The sequence below is a fragment of the uncultured Slackia sp. genome (genome assembly GCF_959608125.1).
GTDB lineage: Bacteria > Actinomycetota > Coriobacteriia > Coriobacteriales > Eggerthellaceae > Slackia.
The window spans coordinates 1-21,891 of sequence record NZ_CAUHPG010000028.1; the positions used below are offsets into that span (position 1 = coordinate 1).

Below are 21,891 nucleotides of genomic sequence, written 5' to 3' on the forward strand. Positions count from 1 at the left end.
CCTTCCAAAGCCGCCGCGGGCGAGCCCTCAACCATAGCAACAAGCAACCAAGCACAGCGCACAAGGACGATGTCACGCACACGAAAGCGGAGCGTTGGCTAAAACGCTCCGCTTTCTTCATGAAAACACAAGCTGTCGCATCAACCTTGGCGTCGGCTGCTTCCTAACGCTGCCTTTTCGCCTCGGGCGCCGGATCGGCAGGACCGGCATAGGTCTGCACAATCGATGCGTAAGTACGCGCAGCATCACCCACGACCTCAAGGTCGGTGTCCATCCAATTGCGACGACGAATCGCCACAAGCGCCCATTCTTTCGCGGACCCCTTGATGAAGTTTTCGGACGCAGGGTCGCCTTTCGCCCAAACTTCGCCCGAAGGAAGCGTCAATTCGAGATACATCGGCATCTCGGGGTCGAACTCGAGACCGTTGACGTTATACATGTTGGGACGCCCCTGCCACGAAAGGAACAGCGTCGATGTGATGCGGTCCTTCACTACAGGGTCGATGCCGAGCGCATCATAAATGTCGACGGAATGCGCCCACAGTTCCATCAGACGCGCCGATGCGAGCGAACGGTTCGACATCGGCGGAATGCCCGCAGCCCACGGCACGCGACTCTTCGGGCCGCCCTCCATGAAAGCGGCGTTCATGATGCTGCGCTGCTCGCGCCACCAGGAAAGAATCTCTGCGCCGGTCATGTCCTGGCATCGCATAACATGGAAATGGTCGTCTTGATCGGAAAACGCGTCAGCAACCGCATTCACGCTTTCGCCGCGACCGTTGAGAAGCTCTGCAGCGCAGTAGTCGAAAAACGCAATATGAGCAATGACATCTTTGAGCTTCCACGTGGTGCAATACGAGGCCATTTTATTCCAGTCGTCTTCGGTGAAATCCTGAACCAGCATATCCACCTGGGCCTGCTCGGCGATCAGGTCGCCCATAGGATCGAATATCTCTGCCATGCCTTCCTCCCATCGATCATGCCGAAACAGCCTTCGGCATCCGTTGCGTTAGTTCTGGTACTGCTTCTGAATAGCGCGGCCCGCGATATGGACCATGATTTCGTCGGTGCCGGCGCCGATGCGGTACACACGCTGATCGCGCCACAGACGAGAGATACGGCAGTCCTTGGTATAACCGATACCGCCCATGACCTGCATCGCCGAATCGCACACCTCGAATGCGGCACGTCCGCAGTAGTATTTTGCGACGGCGGAATCGATCTGCACGGATTCGCCGTTGTCGATTTTCCAGGCCGTCCTGTACACCCAGTTGCGCATGTTCTCGATCTTCATGTACATCTCGGTGATATGCTGCTGAATCAGCTGGTTGCGCCCGATCGGCTTACCGAACTGAACGCGCTGGGTGGCGTAGCGCACGGCGTCTTCGAACGCACATTCGGCAGCACCGAGGCTCTGCGCGCAGGCAAGTAGGCGTTCGACCTCGAAATTCACCATAGCCTGCATAAAGCCGTTACCCTCGACGCCCACAAGCGCGCTTTCCTCGAGCTCGACGTCTTCCATGTGCAGCTCGCAGGTGTTGCCCATGTTCCAGCCGATCTTTTCAAGAGGCTCGATGGAAATGCCCGGCGTCAAGTTGCCCTCTTCGTCACGCAGAGGAACCCACCACATCGAAAACTTGGTACGATTTGCCTTGTCTTCAGGGTCGTCGTCGGCATTGCGAGCGACACAGAGCATGTACTTCGAATTAACCGCATTGGTCATAAACGACTTGTTGCCATTGAGATACACCTTGCCGTCGCGACGCGTGTACGTGCTCGCCAAAGACGAGCTGTCAGAGCCTGCGCCCGGCTCGGTAAAGCCCAGAACGAAGCCAGGATTTCCCGCCATGACCTCGGCGAAGCATTGCTCCTGCTGCTCGGGCGTCCCATACTCGGTCATGTCCTTCAATGCGCACAGATTGCCGTATACGTAAATCGGGGCGCCATTTTTGCAGATGCGCTCGGAAACCAGCATGAGCGTCTGTACGTCCACCGGCGTGCCGCCGAATTTCTCGTCAACACCGAGCATCTGGAAGCCGTTCTCGAGCAGCGCATCGGTGAATTCCTTCGGCCACTCATGTTTCTCGTCGCATTCCTTGAAATACTGCTCGGTTCCATAGCGCTCCATGAGCTCATCGACGCTTTCGAGCAAAAGCTCCTGCTCTTCGGTCAATTTGAAATCCATCGGAATCCTTTCGTCGAATCGGTTCTGCCCTGTCTCATCTCTGTCAAGCAAATATCGTGCCGACCGGCGCAGGCAATGTCGTGCAGCCTAGCGAAGACCGTCGACGCCTTTTTCCACATGAGCGTCAAAGTAGTCAATCACCTCGGACAACCTGACCTTTCCCGCATCATCTCGCCCCAAATCGTCGACAAACACCACGTAGCGTGGCTTCTTATAGCTGGCGATGTATCGTCTGCACGAATCCTGCACTTCCTCTTGCGTCAGTTTCTCTCCATTTTTCGGCTGTACGACGGCAGCCACCGCCTCGCCCATCACCGGATCGTCCGTGCCGAAGACCACGCAATCCGCCACACGGGGATTACGCAGAATGGCAGTCTGTACCTCGTTGATGAATACGTTCTCGCCACCCGATTTGATCATGTCCTTCTTGCGCGCTTTGAGATAGTAGTAGCCCTGTTCGTCTCGGACCATGATGTCGCCGGTACGCAGCCATCCGTCACGCGTGAAGGCCGCATGGGTAAGCTTGTCCTGGCCGTAATAGCCCAGCATGCGGGCGGGCGTCTTTACGATCGCCTCGCCCGGTTCACCGACGGCGACATCATTTCCCTCATCGTCGACGATGCGTATCTGCAACGTTTCCATCGGTTTGCCGATGCTGTCGAGCCACGGAACACGCTTGGCAAGCATTTCGCGCGTGATGCGCATCGTGGTTCCCACACCGCTTTCGCTTTGACCCCATCCGTAATTGACCTCGGCATTCGGAAACGCAGCGTAAATTCCCTCGATGATTTCGGGCGTCATGCCGCCCGCCGCGCTTTGCACGATGCGAACAGACGACAGATCGTAGGTTTCGAGACGTTCGCATTGAACCAGGCGCGTATACGTCGTCGGCGGAAGAAGGATCATATGGGTCACGCCGTATGCCTCGATCCGGTCGAGAATGGAGTCGGGGTCGAATTTTCCGCAGATGACCAAGGTCGCCCCGACCGACAATGCCGCCAAAAACCAGCTGTGGCCCCCATGGTGCTCAAGGGGGCACTGAATCAGCACCACCGGATGCTCCATCTCGCCCATGAGGTTCGATGCGATAACCGCATGCACCTCGACCAGGTCGGCTTCATGCGAACGGCATGCCCCCTTCGGAAGGCCCGTACTTCCACCCGTGAACTGAATGCGCGAAATGCCTCCCCTCCCGAACACCTCGACCTCGGGGGTATGCGCGTTTTCGGCCAGGTCGATCAGACGCGGAGCAAACGGCGTGGCCGCACCCACCGCCATCAAGGAGACTTCCGCGTCGAAATCACGCAACACGGCCTCTACTTTGTCCGTGAAGCTTTTATCGAAGACGAGAAGCGATGCATCGACCGCGTTCGTCAGAAACGCGATCTCGCGCGAAATCAATCGGTAGTTCAGCGGAACCGCCACGGCTCCGATACGCTGAATCGCCAAATACACGGCCACCAACTCGATGCTGTTCGGCATCAGGTAGGCGATCTTTTCCCCGGCGGAAATGCCGCGATCGCGAAACGCGCGGGCGAGTTTCGATACCAAAACATCAAGCTCTTCGTATGTCATCTCGATCGAACCGCAAACCGCGGCGACGCGTTTCGGATGAAGGCGAGCCTGCTCAAGAAACGGTTCGATGACATTGCGATATTCCTTCATGGGTGCGCCTCTATTTCGCGAACTTCGCCATCGTGGCGGCATACGCCTTCGTCGTCGTGCAAAACGGCGACGCCGTCTGCTCCATGGACAAAGAGGCCTGAAGGTCCGTGTCGGAAAGCGAATTGACCATACCCTTGGCAACCTGGATAGAGGCGTCCGGCATGCTCGCTACACGGCGGGCAAGGCCGTAGGCGACCTCTTCGAGCTCGCTCGAAAGACAAACACGATTGGCAATGCCGAGCTCGAAAAGCTCTTTGCCGCTTATGCGCTCTCCAAGAAAGAGGATTTCCTTAGCACGCTGCTGGCCGACCAATTCAGGAAGGAATTTGACGACCCCCATTTCAGGCGCGATGCCGATCCGGCAAAATGCGGGGATGATAGTGGCCTCTTCGGAGATGCAGACCAAGTCGCTCGCCAGAACAAGAGCAAACCCCCCGCCGACTGCGTACCCATCGACCATGGCAATCACGGGCTTGGCTATGCTGCGCAGTGTGGTGATCGCACGGCAGTATTTGCGATAGGTCTTTCGGGCACGTTCGGGCGTATGCTCCTCGGCGGAATCCTGGCTCAGATCGCCGCCGCTCGTGAAGCAGTTCCCCGACCCACGCAAAACGACGGCACGAACGTCCTCGTCCTCGTCCGTCTCCTGCAGGAAAGCGTCTAAAAGCTCCATCATGCGCGCATTGACGGCATTTTTCTTCTTTGGCTGATTCAGGCAGATGACAGCGACGCCATCGCCAATCTTTTCCATATACACCACATCGTGATCCGCAGACACACCATGCTCCTTTCAAACGAAATCAAAACGGATGAAGGCCAGGAAGCGGCCCGGCGACTGTCGACTCCGGTCCGCCGTCAGGCCACTCCGCTGAAATCAAGCAGCTTGCGGCTAGACCGCGCAACCTGCCACATAGCCCGCCTTCGTCGCATCGGCAATGCGATGAGGCTCGTTCGCGTCGCCCACCAGATAAACCTCATTCACGATTCCCTTGAGCGAATCGGCAAGTCCATGGTTCGGCTTGAAGCCAAGCGTCACACCCACGGTCTTGGCGGGAACGAACACTTCGGTCTTATTGCCTTCCTTGTCGCTTTGAACGCCCTTGACGCCCTCCTCGGTGATTTCGGTCACCTTGGTCAACGGATATAACGACACGTTTTCGGCCTTCTTGAACGCACTGGTCAAACCGAAGCGCTCCGAAGGGCTGACATCGTAGCCGATACGCTTGCCCTCCTCGATAATCGCCGCCGTACGATTCGTTTCCATGCACAAGTGCCCAAACTCGCATCCGGGCAAACCGCCGCCGATGATGGCGACGTTTTTGCTGATAGGCCAGTTCATAGCGCTCGTCGCCCAACGAGCGAAACTCGGCGTGTAGTGGAATTTCAAAACCGTCGTGGCGCCCCACCACATGAAATTGTTGAAAGCGCCCTTCGCCTTCGGCTTCTGTCCGTTGAGCATCTCCAAGAATGCATGCGACTGGATGACGTTTTTGCCATCGGCGCCGGGAACGTCGAGACCCAGCACATCGCCGCCCACGGCGACAATCACGGCATCAGGTTTTGCAGCCTTGACAACTTCCACATCAACAGGCGTCTTCAGATGCACCTTGATGGCAGGATGGGTCTCGACCAGATGCTTCATATACGTCAGATAACGTTCATGGTAGGGGCTGAAAATCGCACTCATCTTCACGCAGCCGCCCAGACGAGGGCCTGCTTCATACAGATCGACGTCATGGCCTCGCTCGCTTGCGGCCACGGCGGCGTTGATGCCTGCAGGACCCGAACCGACTACCATGACCTTCTTTTTGACCTCGGCCGCAGGATAGGGCGCGTGGTCGAGCTCTTCGCCGAAACGAGGATTCACGCCGCAATAGCACAGCGGCTTGCCGCCGCTGACCACGTCGTCGATGCAACGACAGCACACGATGCATTTGCGCATGTCGGCGGTGCGGTCTTCCATGACTTTACGCGGAAGGGCGGGGTCGGCGATGCTGTAGCGCAGGCCGGCAATCACATCGAGTTTGCCATCCTTGAGGTTCTGCTCCATCACCGTCGGGTCGGTGTTGCGATAGCCCTGTGCAACAGGCTTTTTCGCAACCGTCTTGATCTTCTCGGAAATCCACGTCCAATGCCCGTCTTCGATTCCCTTAACCGTCAAGGGGACGCTCGTCTCGTGCCAACCGACAGCAAGGTCGTGAAGGTCGCAGCCCGCCTCTTCCAACATAGGAACGATTTTGAGGGACTCTTCGATAGTAAGGCCTTCTCCCGCAGGGCTTTTGATGAAGTCGACCGGACTCCAGCGCACCACAATCGGGTAATCGGGGCCGACAACCTCTCGCACACCCTGCAAGACCTCGACCGTCAGACGAACACGGTTTTCAAGGCCACCTCCATATTGGTCGGTACGATTGTTCGTAGCGCACGACATGAAACGGCTCAAAATACCGCCCACGCCCGCCATGACCTCGATCGCATCAAAGCCCGCCTCTTTGCATACGCGGGCGGCGTTGAAGTAACACTGCTTGAATTCCTCGATCTGCTCGAGCGTCATGGCCTTGAAGCCGCCCATGAACTTGAGGATGGCGATATCCGACGGGCCGTAAGGGCTCTCCTTCTCGTCGGATTCGGGTTTGAAGTCATGCACAAAATATGGCTGCGCGCAAATCAGGCCGCCATGCTTATGGACGGGATCGACCATGAATTCTTTCAGGTTGGGAATGCACTCGTCGCCATAGCATGAAGGCAGCGGGTGCACCCCTTCGTCGCTTACGCGTTTCCAGGGGCAAATGGTCTGGATGATCATGGCCGTCTGCCCTTCGGCGCGCTCCTCCAGATAGTTCGCCAGACGACGCGTCGCCTTTCCGTTATCGGCATAACCGTGACCAGGAGACATCGACGTAGTGATCATGCGGTTCTTCAACGTGACGCCGTTCACCTTCAAAGGCGAACCGAGAATGGGGTATTCCTTGCTCATGCAGACCTTCCTTTTTCGTTCGGCAAGATGGTTACAAATGCACCTCGAGCTCATGGCGCCCACAGACGCCGAGGCGAGGCCAAACCAGGGGACCGCGCGATTCGAATGCACGCAGCCCCGCAAGCGCATACGTTACTTTTTCCAGATAGACTGGGCTTTTTTGATGGTGAAGGGAATCATCGCCGCAGCGATGGCGTAGAGCACGATGACGATGACGAAGCACAGGTCGTACGAGCCGGTCGTGTCATAGATCATGCCGTACACGACAAACGAGATGGCCGTCGCCACGAAGATGCCTGTCGATACCCAAGAATAAATCTGCGAGTAATTGCGCGATCCGAACGCCGCCCGCGCCAGCATGGGCGCAATAACGGTCAAGCCCGCATAACCGAAGCCGAAAATCACCATGCCCGCATAGAAGACGGCAACGTTGGTGCCCGAAAGCCATGCGAGCGCGATGCCCAGCGCGCCACCGACCGTAGCGATAAGGCCCGTCCACTGGATACCGATCTTGTCGTTAAGGGCGCCCAGCAGCAGCTTTCCCACAATGCCGCCCACCATGATGATCGATACGGCCATGGCGCCGACTTCGGCACCAAGGGCGCCGTGTGCGCAGAACGCGGGAATCTGCTGGAAGAACGCCGCACACATCACGAAGATACCGGCAACCAGGATGAGCGTATACAGAGCGGGAGACTTGCGCGCCTGTTCCATCGTGGCACCTTCGTCTTCCATTTGAGCAGCTTCCTCTGCATCGTCGATAGCGGGGTCATCGCTGGCACCGAACGGCAGAACACCCATGACGGCCGGGCTTTTACGCACAAACGCCACCGTGAGAATCACCGACAAAACGGTGGTCGCAAGAGAAAGAATCATACGAGCGGTCTGCCAGTCGTAGGCATTAATAAGCGCCTGGCCCACCGGGCTTGCAACGGCGGCAAGCAGGCTCAACGTCGCCGCAGAAATGGAAACCGCAATGCCTGCACCCTTCTTGAACCACAAGTTGATCAGGACGGGTGCTGCCAGATACATGAAGAACGCGGCGGTCGCACCGAACACGACGCCGTAAAGATTCCACTGCCACAGTTCGGTGGCATAGGCGCTCGCCAGCGACGCCAGGCCGAACGCAAGCGACACGCCGGCCAAGATCCAACGCGGGTTGTACTTCTCCATAAGCTTGCCTGCAAGAGGTGCGCACAAAGCCGACACGAGCGGCTGAATGGTGCGATACATGGTGGTGTCGGTTTGGCTCCATCCGAACTGATCCATGACCGGGGCGACGAAGATGCCCGATGTATTAGCGATAATGCCTGTCGGAATGGAATAAAAACCGATGCAGCCGATCAAAACGAGCCAAGCCCATACCGAGCCGCTCAACGTTGCCTTAGACGACATTGCCCGTCCTCTCTCTTGTGCTTCCTTTTCCGTTTCCCCTTGAAAAGGCTGTTGAAAGCAAAAAAAAGCAAAATCCGTGCCGGCCGACCCCGCACGCAAGAAGACAACGCCCCACAGGGCATCGCAGCGTCGAAGCGCGAAAGCCGACCGCCGCCGGCAGGATTTTTGCTTAAAGAGGAGAAACGCCGATGCAGATAGGAGGGCTGCCATGACGCGAAAGAAAAAGACTCGATTCAAGGCCCCCGAAGGCGAGTTCAAGCGCCTGACACCCGATAATTCCGTCAGGATCGCATTCGAAGCCGAAGGTAAGCTCCCCGTCGATATCGGCATCGAATTGCCGGACGGACGAATGCAGCCGATCGTCAAGCGAGGCGAGAAAATCCCCTTTCGCCATAACGAGATGTACTCGACGGCCGCCGCCTACCAAACGGCGGTAGAAATGCACTTTGTCGTCGGCAACAGGCCCCTTGCAAAAGACAACATGACCATAGGACGAGTTCGTCTGCGCGAAATACGCTGGTCGAACCAGGGACTTCCCATGCTCGACGTCCTCGTCGGCATGGACGGCGCAACGCTTTCCGTCGGCTCGAACAACCTCGACCGCATGGTGGACAAAGGTGCGGTATCAGACATGCGCGAACGAATCACGAAACAAGACATTGAATCGCTCATCGCCGATGCGCAAGCCAACGAATGCACCGACGAAAAATGGCGCGCCTACATCGAAGAGAGCGACGAGGCTCGGCTTTTCATCTCCGAGATAGCAGACGTCTATGCCGCGGCGAAAAAGAAAATGACCTTTGCCCAAAAGCGTTCCCACAACAAAACCGTGAATCGTCTCTGTAAAACGCTTAATTCTCCAATCAAAAAGCTCGACGACGGATCTATCGAGCAATTCCGCGCAGACGCAGCGGCGCTGAAAGAATCGCTTCCTCATCTGAAAACACTGCAATCTCAGGTCATGGGGTGGTATAGATAGCATTCGACAGACCCAAACAATCTTAGGAGAAGGCGGCTGGTCGGCTCGATGTCTGACCAGCCGCCTTCTCGTATTACGAACCGCCAACGCCCCCCCCTGGCGCGTTCGGCGCCGTCATACCGACCACAAAACGCCCAGGCGATTCACCAAAGCTGCGCCTTGCACCCCAAGCCCGTCACCTCAACCACAGAAAAGGCCACCCCCGAAGGGCGGCCTTTGATCAAGCCGAGTTTGCAGCCTCGGCAAACGATGTCGCTCTCGCGAGAAAATCCTACTTGACCCAGAGCTTGCGACCCAAAGGAACAATGCTCAAAGACAGCACGATGATGACGGCATAGAAAACGATCATCATGACCATAGCCGCCTGATAACCGCCCGTGACGTCGAACAGGGTCGCATAAATCAGAGCAGAGAAGCCGGAGAACACGTTGAGGCCCGTTGCCACAATAGCGAAGATATTCGCGTAGTCTTTCTGGCCGAACGCCTGACGGCACGTCATGGGAGGAACGATATTCAAGGCAGCATAGCCGAAGCCGAAGAACGCAACACCAAGATAGAACATCATCACGGAACCGCCGCTCACCATGATAACGGCAGCACCGGCAAGGCCAAGCACACCAGCGGTGATGCCGGAAACCTTGGCGCCGAAATGGTCGGCGATCCAGCCCAAGCCGAACTTGCCCGCGATGGATGCGTACATAGCGATCGAAACGGCCATAGCGCCGATGGCGGCAGCCTCGGCACCGAACGCAGCGTTCACGTTGGCGTAGCGGGCAACCTGCTGAATGAAGGATGCAGAGATGACGAACAGGCCGGCCATCAGAATCAGACCCCACAGAGCAGGGCTTTTCACAGCCTGCTTCTGCATGCAGCCGTCCTCGGGGCCGACTTCCCACTTGGAAGCAGCCTTGGCTTTGGCTTCGGAGGTCTCGCCATAGCCCCACGGCAAAACGCCCATCTTCTCGGGAGACTCGCGCAGCAGCGCAGCGGTCAGGCCGATGGAAAGAACGGCCGTGATGATGCCGCAGATGATACGAGCGGTCTGCCAGCCGTATGCGGTAATCCAGCCACCGATGATGGGGCTCATGATTGCGCCGAGCAACGAGCAGACGACGCCGATGACGCCAAGCACGGTGCCGTTACTCTTGGCGAACCAACGATTGACCATGGTCGGCGTGGCGATATACATCCAAAACGCTGCGGAGGCACCGTAAAGAACGCCGTAAAGATGCCACTGCCATGGCGCGGTGAACCAAGCGCAGGCCAAAGACGACAGCGAGAACACCGCTGCGGCACCGGTCATGATCCAGCGCGGGTTGTATTTGGAGAGCAGCTTGCCAGCGATAGGGGTGCAGATGGCGGCCACCCAAGGCTGAATAGACATGTACAGAGATGCTTCGGTCTGAGACCAGCCGAACTCGTTGATGACGGGCGTCAGGAACAAACCGGCATGGTTCGCCATGAAGCCCAGCGGAACAGCGTAAAACGCGATGCAGGCGATTGCGATCGCCCAGGCGTAATTGCTGCCCTTGGCGTTAGTAGTTCCCATTTTTTCTCCTTGTCTCTTTCGAGCCCCCTGCAAAGAGCTCGTTTAGCCAACAAGCAAAAACCGTGCCGAAGCGGCTTGCTGCAACAGGCCCCGAAGACACTGTTTTTGCCAATGGACGAGGGCAAAGAGCGGCCCATAAAGGCCGCTCCAATAGCAGTGCTGCCTACTTATCGGCCTTGAGCACGCCCTTCTCATAAAGAGCAGCCACTTCTTCGACGCTATAGCCGAGCTCTTCCATCACGTCTTTCGTATCGGCGTCGTACTTCGCGCCGCCGCGCACGATTCGGCCGGGATGCTTAGCGAACTTGGGGAACATGTTCACCTGCTTCACGGTTTTTTCGGTTACCTCGTCGTAGCATTCGACGAACACCTCTCGCGCCTGATACTGGGGATCATGCAGCATGCGCTCGTAGGTCATATGGGGAGAAACAGGCACGCCCATGGAGCTGAACTGGGTATTCACCTCATCAACCGTATGAGAAAGGCAATATTCGTCAAGCGCCGCACGGAATTTGGCGGCGCGGGCGGGCAGCGGGTCGCTGATGTCTTTGCATCCTGGAGCACGCGTAATGGACGGATAGGTGCCCAGCGGCTGGAAATCGGGGTCCTCAGCGAAACCGAAGAATTCGACCAGTTTGCGCACAGGGCCGGTACCGCCCACGGCAACCTGGACATAGCCGTCTTTGCACTTCTGCGATCCAGCGCATGCGCCGACGAAATCCTCATTGCCGATCGGCGTAGGCTGGATGCCATGATTGATGCCGTCAGAAAGAGTCGCGCCCTGAACGCGCACGAGCGATTCGAATTGCGTACAGTCAATCGATTCGCCTTCTCCTGTTTCACGCGCGCGGATGACAGCCGCCAGGGTTGCCCAAGCGCCCATGAGACCGGTCATATAATCGCCCGTAAACGGCTTGGTGACCGAAGGAGGCGTGCCCGGAAAGCCGTTGAGGCTCGCATATCCGGAAAACGCCTGGCCAATCGGGTCGAACGAGGCCTTCTTGATGTAATCGGGATCACCCGTCTGACCGAAGCCGGAAATATGCAGAATGACCAGAGCAGGGTTGTGTTCCCACAAAACCTCGTCGGTCAGCCCCCATTTCTTCCACGTGCCGCCTTTGGAAGACTCCACCAAGACATCGGCGTCTTTGATTAGGCGGAAAAGAATTTCTTTACCCTCATCAGTGGGAATGTTCAACGTCATCATGCGCTGGTTACGACGCTCCGCAGACCATGCGTCGCCGTACATGCGGTACATATCGGGAGCAATCACGCTCTCCAGCTCGATGACGTCAGCCCCCTGTTCGGCGAACAGGCCGCAGACGAACGGGCCGGCAATGACCGACGCCGCATTGATGACCTTCAGGCTCTGCAAGTTGCCAAACTGAGGACGATCAGCCGCTTTCATGTGCAAACCTCCTTGACGATACGCCGCCCGCTTTCCGATTCGAGCGCGAGCGATTCCGCCAGAAGGCAAGCAATAAGCATGCCGGTGCAACGTCCTGTGCGATTTATGCGCAAGCGAAACGAAGCACCCGGTCCGCATCTGCCAGGAAGTCTTCGCCGCACGTCGGCCGAGGAACATCCGCACGGAACAGGCATGCTTTTTGCTTTATGTCTTTTATCCGCTCGAGTAAAAGGAGAATCAATGGCTGAAGAAACCTCGACATTCGGGCCGCTGCAAGGCGTGCGCGTGCTGAACCTCTCGCAAGCGATTGCAGGGCCCTTCGCATGCGCAATGCTTGGAGACTTGGGCGCCGATGTCATCGGAATCGAAAACCCCAAAGGCCGCGACACCTCACGTCCCAACCCCGTGCTCGGCGGCTGGGGCACACAGATGGACCGCCGTAACTCCCGCTCCCTTTGTATGGACGTGCGCAAAGGCCGAGGGCGCGAACTGTTCTTCACGCTCCTCAAAGACGCCGACATCCTCGTCGAAGGATTTCGCGGCGGACAGATGCAGAAATGGGAAATGTCCGACGAAGCGCTCTGGGAGATCAATCCGTCGCTCGTTATCGTCCATATCTCCGGATTCGGCCAGACGGGCGTTCCCGAGTATGTGACACGTGCAAGCTTCGACGGCATCGGCCAGGCATTCTCGGGATACATGGAAATGAACGGCTTCCCCGACCGTCTTCCCATTCCCGCATTCCCCCAGCCTTCTGATTATTTCACGGGCCTCTTCGGCATCGTCGGTGCCCTGGCGGCGCTTCATCGCGCGCGGGAAACCGGCCAGGGCGAAAGCATTGACATCGCCCAGTACGAGGCAATGCTACGTTGCTCGGGCTTCTACGTATGCAACTACCTTAACACCGGGGTGCTGCCGCAACGCGAAGGGTCGCATTCCACCAGTTCCGCTGGATACGGCGCCTACACCTGCAAAGACGGCGTTGCGCTTTACGTGCTGATACTCGGCGCGGGCGTCGTACGCAACGCCCTTGCAACGCTCGGCCTCGATATCAATGAAGAGCCGTTCTACGACGGCATGGGTCTGTGCGGCATGGGAACCCCCGCGGGCGACAAGCTTGAAGAAGCGCTTGCAGACTTCTTCTCCACGCACACAGGCGCGCAGGCCGAAGAGATTCTGCTTGGTGCGGGCGTTCCGTGCAGCAGAATCTATACATTCGCCGATTGCGAAGCCGACCCGCATTATCAGGCACGCGAATCGTTCACCGAATGGAAGAACGCCTACGACGAAGGTACCGTCCGCGGCGTGAACGTGGTTCCGAAACTCAAGAACAACCCTGGCAGAATCGCCAAGGGCATGCCGCTCGTCGGACAGCACAACGAGGAAATCCTGCACTCGCTCGGCTGCGACGCTGCCGAAATCGCCGCCCTTTACGAGGCGGGCACCATCCGCCAAGAGCATTCGCCGATTGGATAAATGTTTAGCGCAGGTGCCTCAGCCGCGCGCGAGCGCGGCGAGCGGCTGCGGCACCCTTCTCGATGGGCTTGCCTCCCGCAGGTCAGAAGCCCATCGAGAAGGGTGGGTGCCATCCCCTTGTATCCGCCCTCCTCTCTTGTGGAGCTTCGCCCCAAGTTCCACGCCGCCAGCCTCTCTTCCCTTTTCGGCCCTGGCGGCCTTCGGTCGGACGCCGCCGCATCCTCCTTTGCGACGGCGTCCGACCGCTTCCCCTCGCACGAAGAATTTCGCAAAACGCCAGCGCGCAAACCACAGCGCAAGGAGACGTGGCGGGGGAATCTCGCTATCCGCCCAGAAAAAAAACCGGTCACCTTCCTGCTCGGAAATCAAACGCCCCTCCGTTCGTCGCAACCAAACTCCACCAGGTCGCAGCTCAAAACTCGTCGTACACCGCCCAAGCGGCATCTAAGAGTCGAACGTACGGCACGCACATGACCGAGTCCGCGGACCCTTTCACCTGCAAGGTTGAGCAAACCTCAAAGCTGCGCAAAACGCGCCCAGCAATCCTTGCGCATGCGAAAACACCACGCCTTCACCGCCTCACCGCGCTACAATGGATGTTTTCACGCTCAACCTTGAAAGGAGAATCGGTGTCTTCCCCGATTCGCACGTTTTTCGAAATCATCTGGCTGTACTGCAAGGGCTTCCGCCCCGTCGAATTCGTCCGAGAAGATGACCGCATCTCGCTGCACCCCAGTGGCTGGCGCGTCAACGGCTCGGGCAGGCTCAAGCGCGCCAAAGACGCCGTGAACTACCTCGAATCGGCCGAGCCCGAACAATGGCGCCAAATCTATTGCGGCATGACGCCGTTCCTGGTTTCCGACAAGGGCAACGTCAAGCATATCGACGGCAATCCCGTGAAAATGACCCTGGCGAACGGCCGTTATCAGATCATGTACAAGCCCGAGGATTCGCGCGGGCGCGGCAGGGATGGACGCACGCATAAAAAACGCGTGTACCGCTCCATGCTGGTGGCCATGGCCTGGCTCGATTTCCGCAAGGGCGACACCGACCACGAAATCCACCACATCAACGGCTATCGCACCGACGACCGCGTGGCCAACCTCATGATAGTCGATCACGAAGAGCACTTGCGCATCCATAACCTTGGACCCTGTGCGCTCAGCGGCCTTCCCGACGAACGCATCGTCGACGCGCCGGCGGGCTGCGAAGCCGAAGGCGAAGGGCCCGAAACGTACGCCGGCGCCCATGTGGCCTTGAAGCCCGAGACGAAAAACCAGGACGCCGAGCCGCGCAAGAAGAAACGCCGTCGCGGCAAGCGCGGAGGCAAGGGCCGCTCGGGAGCAGCGCAGCAGCAACAACAAACGGAGCAGCCCGGGCGCGAAACCGAAGACGAACGCATCCAGGCAGACGCACGGCCCGAGGCGACCGAAGACGCACGCGAGCGCGACGACGCGGCCGTCCGCCGCAATACGCCCCACGACCAGGCTGCGGCCGAATCCGCCGAAAACGGCGAAGCCGCCGACGTCTCCACCGATGCCGACGCTGCCGTGGAAGAAAAGACGCCTGAAACCGGCGAGCGTCGCGGACGCGGCAAGCGCAAGAAGAGCCACGGCTCGACGGCAAGTGAAAATGCATCCGAACCCGAAGCGCACGGCGAAAGCGGCTCCGAGGAAAAGCGCGAAACTGCACCCGAAAAAAGCACGCAAGCCGACGATGCGCCCTCGCACGACGCCGACCGGGAAAAAGCCCCCAAACGCAGCCGCGCGCGCAAAAACGACGGCGACGAAGCGAAACCCGAACGCCCCGTCGATTGGGCGGCGTCCAGGGCGCGTCTCGATGAAAGCCTGGACGTCTTCCTGAAAACGGTGCAGGCCGACAACGCCGAGCACACGGTCGACGAGAAGGAGGCCAGCAAGGCGGCCAAACCCGTCTATCGCGCCCTGAAGCCGTTTCTCACCTGTCCCGACGCGGTCGCCGCATTCGACGCGTCGCTCAGCGGCATCAGGACGATCGTGCAGGCCTACCGCGATTCCGGCGCGGAGATTCCCGCGCCCGTGCATTCGATGCTCGGCACCCTGCACCAGGTGGTCAAGGACTGCGTGAAGCGAATCGCCGCCGAAGACGACGCGGTGGAGACCGCCTGCCTCAGGGAGTTGCTCGTGGACGAAGCCTCCAAGCCGCTGTTCAAAAAGACCGTGCATGCACGCAAGTTCCGCCAATGCATCTCGGTCGTCGATTCTCGCAACGAAACGGAATCGGAACAGGCATAACGCAAGTCGATGCGTTACCCTTGGCCGTAACGGGATGCCGAGCCGCCAGAAGCGGATCGGCGGTCTCTCAGAGGCGGGCGGATGCACGAAAACCCGCCATTCGGCGCCGCGGGTGCGACGCCGGCACGAAACCGCGTACCTGAAAGGAGCGCAATCATGAACTTCATCCTCCGTTGCCTCGTGACCGCCGTCGCCGTGGCCGCGGCCGTCTGGCTCGTGCCCGGCATCGAGGTGGCTCCGACCACCGAAACCTGGGCATGCGTCGCAGTACTGGCCCTGTTCCTATCCCTGCTCGACATCTCGCTCAAGCCCATCCTGCAGGTGCTCAGCCTGCCGGTGTCGGTGCTCACCCTGGGCATCTTCTACCTCGTGGTGAACACCTTCGTGCTCTACGTCGCATCCTGGATGGCGAACGGGCTGTTCAACGTCGGGTTCGAAATCTCGAGCTTCGGCAGCGCCTTCGTGGCGAGCATCGTCATCAGCATCGTCGGCTCGATCGTCGGCGGCATCACGGGAGCGAAAGACTGATCATTCTTCTTCTCGTTTTGATGCGCGGACGTATCTGCCCTGCATATCAAAAGCCCGGACGACATCTCGAAATAACGGCGGCCCCTGCACCGATTCGCAGGGGCCGCCGTCGTGAAGGAACCGAATTGCCGCATCGAAGGGTCATTAGCGACGTACGTCGGCATGGTGGGCTTCGGACTTCGCAAATACGCCCATCTCTCCCGCCCATAGCGCCGTACGACAAAAAAAGGAGCCGCGCCGTAGCGCGACTCCTTTCGTAAGCATATGTATGGCGTTTCGCCGAATCAGCAAACCCGGAGAGGGCTTACATCATCATGCCGCCGCCCTGGCCGCCTGCGGCGAGAGCGGACAGGTCCGGGCCGTCCTTCGGGATCTCGGAAATCGTGGCCTCGGTGATCAGAATCAGGCCGGCGACGGAGACCGCGGACTGCAGAGCGGTGCGGGTGACCTTCACGGGGTCGGAAACCTGCATCTCGATCATGTTGCCGTACTCGCCGGAAGCGAAGTTCAGACCCTCGCCCTTAGGCAAAGCCTTGACCTTCTCGATCACGATACCAGCCTCCATGCCCGCGTTCTGGGCGATGGTGCGCATCGGAGCCTCGAGGGCCTTGCGGACGATGTCGACGCCGACCTGCTCGTCGTGGTTGGCGCACTCGACAGCGTCGAGAGCCGGGATAGCATCGACCAGAGCGACGCCGCCGCCTGCGATGATGCCTTCCTGAACAGCGGCACGGGTTGCCTGCAGGGCGTCCTCGATGCGGCTCTTCTTCTCCTTGAGCTCGGACTCGGTAGCAGCGCCGACCTTCATGACGGCAACGCCGCCGGAGAGCTTGCCCAGACGCTCGTTGAGCTTCTCGCGGTCGAAGTCGGAGTCGACGTGCTCGAGCTCGGCGCGGATCTGGTCGCAACGATCGGCGATGGCCTGCTTGTCGCCTGCGCCATCGATGATGACGGTGGAGTCTTTGGTGACCTTGACGGTCTTGGCCTGGCCGAGCATATTCAGCTGGGCCTCGCCGAGAACCAGGCCGAAGTCCTTCGCGATGACCTGGCCGTTGGTAACGATGGCCATGTCCTCGAGGATGCGCTTGCGGCGGTCGCCGAAGCCGGGGGCCTTGATGGCGGCGCAGGTGAAGGTGCCGCGCAGACGGTTCAGAAGGATGGTGGACAGAGCCTCGCCGTCGACGTCCTCAGCGACGATGAGCAGCGGGCGGCCGGTCTTGCTGACCTGCTCGAGGATCGGCATGACGTCCTGGATGGAAGAGACCTTCTGGTCGGTCAGCAGGATGAAGGGATCCTTGAGGACGGCCTCCATGCGTTCCATGTCAGTGGCCATGTACGGAGAGATGTAGCCGCGCTCGTACTGCATGCCCTCGACGACCTCGATCTCGATGCCGAAGGTCTGGGACTCTTCGACGGAGATGACGCCGTCCTTGCCGACGACCTCCATGGCCTCGGCGATCTTCTCGCCCACGCCGTCGGAAGTCTGGTCGTCGCGTGCGGAGATGGCGCCGACGGAAGCGATCTGCTCCTTGGTGGAAACGGGAATCGCGTCGGTGGCGATGGCGTCGACCACGGCAGCGGCGGCCTTCTCGATGCCCGCACGGATGGAGATGGGGTTGGCGCCTGCGGCGATGTTGCGCAGACCCTCGCTCACCAGGACGTCGGTGAGCAGCGTGGCGGTGGTGGTGCCGTCGCCCGCGACGTCGTTGGTCTTGGTGGCGGCTTCCTTCACGAGCTGAGCGCCCATGTTCTCGACCGGATCGGGAAGTTCGACTTCCTTGGCCACGGTAACGCCGTCGTTGGTGACCAGCGGAGCGCCGTAGGTGCGCTCGAGGGCGACATAGCGGCCCTTGGGGCCGAGGGTCACCTTGACCGCGTCAGCCAGCTTGGTGACGCCTGCGGCAAGCGCGCCGCGCGCGTCGGTATCGAACTGAATATCTTTTGCCATGACGATTCACTCCTTCGTGTGATACGGCGGACGATGCATGTGCCGTCCGCCGTGGAAATGGCGAGAATGCGGGATTTAGTCGGTGTAGACGCCGTACAGGTCGTCGGAACGCAGGATGATGACCTCTTCGTCATCGACCGTGACCTCGGTGCCGCCGAACTTGCCGTACAGCACTCGATCGCCCACCTTGACGGGAACGGGAACCAGGTTGCCGTCCTTGTCGTGCTTACCCTCGCCCACGGCCAGAACGACGCCGCTCTGCGGCTTCTCTTTGGCAGCGGAGGCGATGTACAGACCGGAAGCGGTGGTCTCTTCAGCTTCGTCGCGCTTGATGATGACGCGATCGCCCAAAGGCTTGAGATTCATGATCGTTATCCTCTCTCTAGCTTCCCTTGATAGTGGGGCTTCGTGAGTGCTAGCACTGTATGCCTTCGAGTGCTAACTGATGGCTATACTACCATCGCTTGGCGCGGATGCAAGAGAAATAACGGCGTTTCAGAGTGTTTCCTGCCAATCGTTACGCTTGCGTCATATTCCGCACGCGTCATAAACGCGAAGAAGCGTTCGGAGAGGCAGCGTCACAACGCGATTTCGGTGTGAAGCCGCCGACACCCGCCTCGCGCACGCGCGCTATGTGATTTATAGGCGCAACGCCTTCGCCCGATCGATACCCCGAGCGCTCGGGGTGCTTTTTGCTAAACACTTTTTTGCATATTTTCGACCGCTTACCCGATAAAATATGCTTTTGTCGCATTAAAGTGCGTATTTCAATGCATGATTGCCGCATAAAAAGCTTTATTTACTCTTTTTTATAAAAATCACTCTTTCAAAATAAAGCGCTCTATGCAATAATGCCCCCATCATATTTTTTGTTTGACTGCACAAAATGTGAAACTTGATAAAGATATATCACCAGTTCATCAATCATTTATAAGTTGTGCATTATCCCAATTTTTCGAGAAAAACGCCGCTTGCTGCCAAAAGCGGCCGTTCACACGCATCCGAGCGATGCGCATAAAGCGCGCGACGCCTTCGACCGGAAACGCCACCGCGCGCGTCGGCATCCGACGCGCCGGCGAGCCCGACGGATGCGCGCCCTTCATCCAACCGATCGCGGCACGAACGCCGCTTCGGCATAAGCCCCCGCAGAAAGGACCACGCATGATGAAGAAAAAAGCCCTCTTCCTCACCCTGGCGGTCGCCGCCCTCTGTGCGCTTCCGCTGCTCGCCTCCTGTTCCGGAGGCGGGTCGTCCGACACCGCCGAGCCTGCCGCCGACGGCAGCTACACCCTCATCGAGGACGGCAAGCTCACCGTGGCCGCATCGCTCGACTTCCCGCCGTTCGAGAACCTCAATAACGGCAATGTCGAAGGTTTCGAGGTCGACCTGATGAAAGCCATTTCCGACAAGCTCGGCCTTGAGTGCAACTACCTGCCCACCATGAAGTTCGACACCATCATCCCCGCCCTGGTGGCAGGCGGGACCGCCGATGTCGGCGTTTCCGGCTTCACCATCACGCCCGAGCGCGAAGAAGAAGTGGACTTCTCCACCCCGTTCTGCGACACCAACCAGTGCATCGTCGTGCTGAACGGCTCCGACATCGCCGATGAAACCCAGCTCGCAGGCAAGCGCATCGGCGCCGAGACCGGCACCACCGGCCTGACCTGGTCCAAGGAAAACCTCACCGACGCTCAGGAAATCGTCGCCTTCGATGAATATCCCGCCGTCTTCGCCGCCCTGCAGTCCGGCCAGGTCGCAGCAGCCGTCCTGGACAAGCCCGTCGCCGACTACTACATCAAGGTCGCCTACTCCGACTGCCAGGTAGTCAAAGAAATTCCCACCGGCGAGCAGTACGGCATCGCCGTGAGCAAGGAGAACCCGAACCTCACCGCCGCCATCAATGACGCCATCGCCGAGCTCCAGGCCGACGGCACCATCGCCGAACTCAACCAGAAGTGGTTCGGCATCTAAGACTCGATCGGACGCGCCGCTGTCGCGCTGAAGGCGCGGCAGCGGCGTCCTTGTCGGGCACATGCCTCCGTGCCCGACAAGGACGCCTTGCGCCCGTACGCGATACTGTGGATTCCCGTTAGAAAGGCATCGTCATGGACACCTTCGCTTCGCCGTCGCGTCGAAAGCACGTGCTTGCGCGAGCCGCTTGCATCGTCGCATGCGCGATCGCAACCCTCTTCCTCGGCCTCGTGCTGACCTCCACCGCGCCCTCCCAGGCGCATGCTCTCGAAGTGGAAGCCTGCACCGCCGCGCCGAACGAAGACGGCGGCAACCGCATTCTCGGAGCCACCCCCACCCGCGTCACGTGGCGCGCGCATTCCGCCGAAGACGAGAGCCTTTCGCGCATCACGCTCGCTTTCGCCGACGGCGTCGAGCTGAGCGCCGACAAGGTGAAGGTCACCGGCCTTTCCGGCCTCGACCGAGTCGAGCTGAACGCCCAGACCAGCGCCCCTGGCGACGGAACCATTGTCATCGATATGCCCGAAACGGCCCCCGCAGGCGTTTCGTTCCTCGTCGAGATTTACAACGTGGTCTTCCCCGCCGACGGCGGAGAGTTCCAGGTAGCGGCCACCACCGAAGCCGCTGACGGAACCGTGAACGAGCTCGGCCCCCTAGGAGGCGTCATCACGGTTTCCGGCGTCAGCGTTGCCGAAGGAATCGCCGCATGGCTCAACAACCAAGGCTGGGTCCAGGCTTGGAATTCCAATAAGTTCCTGCACCTGTTCTTCGACCCCGCAATCATCGTGACCAGCATTCCGAGCGTATTCAACGGCTGGTTGGCAGCACTCGGCATCGTAATCATCGCCTTCCCTGCCGCCATCCCCGTGGGCTTCGTGCTCGCCCTGATGCGCATGGCGCGTTTCCGCATCGTGCGCGCCGTGGCAGGCACCTACGTCAACATCGTACGCGGCACGCCTATGTTCCTCCAGATCTACATCGCATTCTTCGGTCTGCCGTTGCTGGGACTCAACATCAACAATTTCGCCTTGGGCTGCTGCGTCATGGCTCTGAACTCGAGCGCCTATCTGTGCGAGATCTTCCGCGCAGGCATCCAGTCCATCAGCAAGGGGCAGTTCGAAGCGGCGCGTTCGCTGGGCATGAACAGCGTGCAGACCATGATCCATATCATCGCGCCGCAGGCATTCCGCCGCGTCATTCCCACTATGACCAACGAGCTCATCCTGCTGTATAAAGACACCTCGCTGCTGGCTGCCGTGGGCATCATGGAAACGGTCATGTACGCCAAGACGATTACCGCGGCGACGGGCAACATCACCCCATACATCGTGGCCGCAGGCTTCTACCTGATCGTCACGCTGCCCATGAGCCGTATCACCCGCGCCATGGAAGACCGCACCGGCACCCATAAGGTCGCCCTCAAGAAAAAGCCCGCCGACAAAGAGCCGAAATCGGTTCGCAAGCAGGGCTGGAGCCCCGACCTGAACGCTGCGAAAGACGAACTCGCCATCAAGACGGCAGATTTGTAGGAGGCTCC

The 21,891-nt window shown here is 59.2% G+C and carries 16 protein-coding genes; 6 read left to right on the forward strand and 10 right to left on the reverse strand.

Translation table 11 applies throughout. The annotated features are described in order from the left end of the window. Window positions 1-163 precede the first annotated feature (163 nt). From Q6E04_RS08185 to Q6E04_RS08210, 6 genes are all read right to left on the reverse strand, one after another. Window positions 164-961: a TIGR03084 family metal-binding protein gene (locus Q6E04_RS08185; protein ID WP_303250287.1), complete on the reverse strand. Its 798-nt coding sequence runs from the start codon at window positions 959-961 to the stop codon at window positions 164-166. Between the two features lie 48 nt (window positions 962-1,009). Beyond that, on the reverse strand, window positions 1,010-2,185 hold the full coding sequence (locus Q6E04_RS08190; protein WP_303250288.1) for an acyl-CoA dehydrogenase: 1,176 nt from the start codon (window positions 2,183-2,185) through the stop codon (window positions 1,010-1,012). A gap of 87 nt (window positions 2,186-2,272) precedes the next feature. After that, window positions 2,273-3,850 (reverse strand): class I adenylate-forming enzyme family protein, encoded by a 1,578-nt coding sequence (locus Q6E04_RS08195; RefSeq protein WP_303250289.1) that lies wholly within the window; start codon window positions 3,848-3,850, stop codon window positions 2,273-2,275. A 10-nt stretch (window positions 3,851-3,860) separates the two neighbouring features. Beyond that, complete coding sequence (locus tag Q6E04_RS08200) at window positions 3,861-4,628, reverse strand: enoyl-CoA hydratase/isomerase family protein (protein WP_303250290.1); 768 nt, start codon at window positions 4,626-4,628, stop codon at window positions 3,861-3,863. A 111-nt stretch (window positions 4,629-4,739) separates the two neighbouring features. Next, window positions 4,740-6,827 (reverse strand): FAD-dependent oxidoreductase, encoded by a 2,088-nt coding sequence (locus Q6E04_RS08205; protein ID WP_303250291.1) that lies wholly within the window; start codon window positions 6,825-6,827, stop codon window positions 4,740-4,742. A gap of 132 nt (window positions 6,828-6,959) precedes the next feature. After that, window positions 6,960-8,222, reverse strand: coding sequence for an MFS transporter (locus tag Q6E04_RS08210; RefSeq protein ID WP_303250292.1), 1,263 nt, complete (start codon window positions 8,220-8,222; stop codon window positions 6,960-6,962). A gap of 208 nt (window positions 8,223-8,430) precedes the next feature. Between Q6E04_RS08210 and Q6E04_RS08215 the strand changes: the two genes are divergently transcribed. Further along, a complete protein-coding gene (locus tag Q6E04_RS08215; protein WP_303250293.1) occupies window positions 8,431-9,201 on the forward strand; it encodes an Hsp70 family protein in 771 nt (256 codons plus the stop codon). Window positions 9,202-9,472: 271 nt separating this feature from the next. Here the strand turns inward: Q6E04_RS08215 and Q6E04_RS08220 are convergent, their stop codons facing one another. Together Q6E04_RS08220 and Q6E04_RS08225 are read right to left on the reverse strand one after the other, a co-directional pair. Next, complete coding sequence (locus tag Q6E04_RS08220; protein WP_303250294.1) at window positions 9,473-10,750, reverse strand: MFS transporter; 1,278 nt, start codon at window positions 10,748-10,750, stop codon at window positions 9,473-9,475. 163 nt (window positions 10,751-10,913) lie between these two features. Next, window positions 10,914-12,158, reverse strand: a complete 1,245-nt coding sequence (locus Q6E04_RS08225) for a CoA transferase (RefSeq protein ID WP_303250295.1) — start codon at window positions 12,156-12,158, stop codon at window positions 10,914-10,916. A gap of 240 nt (window positions 12,159-12,398) precedes the next feature. On the opposite strand from Q6E04_RS08225, the gene Q6E04_RS08230 reads away from it, so the two are divergent. The 3 genes from Q6E04_RS08230 (at window position 12,399) to Q6E04_RS08240 (ending at window position 16,435) form a co-directional block, all read left to right on the forward strand. Beyond that, entirely contained in the window at window positions 12,399-13,634 is a 1,236-nt protein-coding gene (locus Q6E04_RS08230) for a CaiB/BaiF CoA-transferase family protein (protein WP_303250296.1), read from the forward strand. 629 nt (window positions 13,635-14,263) lie between these two features. Further along, a complete protein-coding gene (locus Q6E04_RS08235; protein WP_303250297.1) occupies window positions 14,264-15,907 on the forward strand; it encodes an HNH endonuclease in 1,644 nt (547 codons plus the stop codon). Window positions 15,908-16,063: 156 nt separating this feature from the next. Then, a complete protein-coding gene (locus tag Q6E04_RS08240; RefSeq protein ID WP_303250298.1) occupies window positions 16,064-16,435 on the forward strand; it encodes a phage holin family protein in 372 nt (123 codons plus the stop codon). Between the two features lie 304 nt (window positions 16,436-16,739). On the opposite strand, the gene groL is transcribed toward Q6E04_RS08240, so the two are convergent. Together groL and groES are read right to left on the reverse strand one after the other, a co-directional pair. Beyond that, a complete protein-coding gene (gene groL / locus Q6E04_RS08245; protein WP_303250299.1) occupies window positions 16,740-18,383 on the reverse strand; it encodes a chaperonin GroEL in 1,644 nt (547 codons plus the stop codon). Window positions 18,384-18,458: 75 nt separating this feature from the next. Then, complete coding sequence (groES, locus tag Q6E04_RS08250; RefSeq protein ID WP_123198590.1) at window positions 18,459-18,749, reverse strand: co-chaperone GroES; 291 nt, start codon at window positions 18,747-18,749, stop codon at window positions 18,459-18,461. A 795-nt stretch (window positions 18,750-19,544) separates the two neighbouring features. On the opposite strand from groES, the gene Q6E04_RS08255 reads away from it, so the two are divergent. Both Q6E04_RS08255 and Q6E04_RS08260 read left to right on the forward strand, forming a co-directional pair. Beyond that, window positions 19,545-20,354: an ABC transporter substrate-binding protein gene (locus tag Q6E04_RS08255; RefSeq protein WP_303250300.1), complete on the forward strand. Its 810-nt coding sequence runs from the start codon at window positions 19,545-19,547 to the stop codon at window positions 20,352-20,354. 134 nt (window positions 20,355-20,488) lie between these two features. Continuing rightward, entirely contained in the window at window positions 20,489-21,883 is a 1,395-nt protein-coding gene (locus Q6E04_RS08260; protein WP_303250301.1) for an amino acid ABC transporter permease, read from the forward strand. The last annotated feature ends 8 nt before the right edge of the window (window positions 21,884-21,891 follow it).

Excerpts from the sequence above, each read along its gene's own strand:
- Q6E04_RS08185 (WP_303250287.1), bottom strand. The coding sequence starts at position 961 with ATGGCAGAGATATTCGATCCTATGGGCGACCTGATCGCCGAGCAGGCC.
- Q6E04_RS08190 (WP_303250288.1), bottom strand. The coding sequence starts at position 2,185 with ATGGATTTCAAATTGACCGAAGAGCAGGAGCTTTTGCTCGAAAGCGTC.
- Q6E04_RS08195 (WP_303250289.1), bottom strand. The coding sequence starts at position 3,850 with ATGAAGGAATATCGCAATGTCATCGAACCGTTTCTTGAGCAGGCTCGC.
- Q6E04_RS08205 (WP_303250291.1), bottom strand. The coding sequence starts at position 6,827 with ATGAGCAAGGAATACCCCATTCTCGGTTCGCCTTTGAAGGTGAACGGC.
- Q6E04_RS08210 (WP_303250292.1), bottom strand. The coding sequence starts at position 8,222 with ATGTCGTCTAAGGCAACGTTGAGCGGCTCGGTATGGGCTTGGCTCGTT.
- Q6E04_RS08215 (WP_303250293.1), top strand. The coding sequence starts at position 8,431 with ATGACGCGAAAGAAAAAGACTCGATTCAAGGCCCCCGAAGGCGAGTTC.
- Q6E04_RS08220 (WP_303250294.1), bottom strand. The coding sequence starts at position 10,750 with ATGGGAACTACTAACGCCAAGGGCAGCAATTACGCCTGGGCGATCGCA.
- Q6E04_RS08225 (WP_303250295.1), bottom strand. The coding sequence starts at position 12,158 with ATGAAAGCGGCTGATCGTCCTCAGTTTGGCAACTTGCAGAGCCTGAAG.
- Q6E04_RS08230 (WP_303250296.1), top strand. The coding sequence starts at position 12,399 with ATGGCTGAAGAAACCTCGACATTCGGGCCGCTGCAAGGCGTGCGCGTG.
- Q6E04_RS08240 (WP_303250298.1), top strand. The coding sequence starts at position 16,064 with ATGAACTTCATCCTCCGTTGCCTCGTGACCGCCGTCGCCGTGGCCGCG.
- groL (WP_303250299.1), bottom strand. The coding sequence starts at position 18,383 with ATGGCAAAAGATATTCAGTTCGATACCGACGCGCGCGGCGCGCTTGCC.
- groES (WP_123198590.1), bottom strand. The coding sequence starts at position 18,749 with ATGAATCTCAAGCCTTTGGGCGATCGCGTCATCATCAAGCGCGACGAA.
- Q6E04_RS08255 (WP_303250300.1), top strand. The coding sequence starts at position 19,545 with ATGATGAAGAAAAAAGCCCTCTTCCTCACCCTGGCGGTCGCCGCCCTC.
- Q6E04_RS08260 (WP_303250301.1), top strand. The coding sequence starts at position 20,489 with ATGGACACCTTCGCTTCGCCGTCGCGTCGAAAGCACGTGCTTGCGCGA.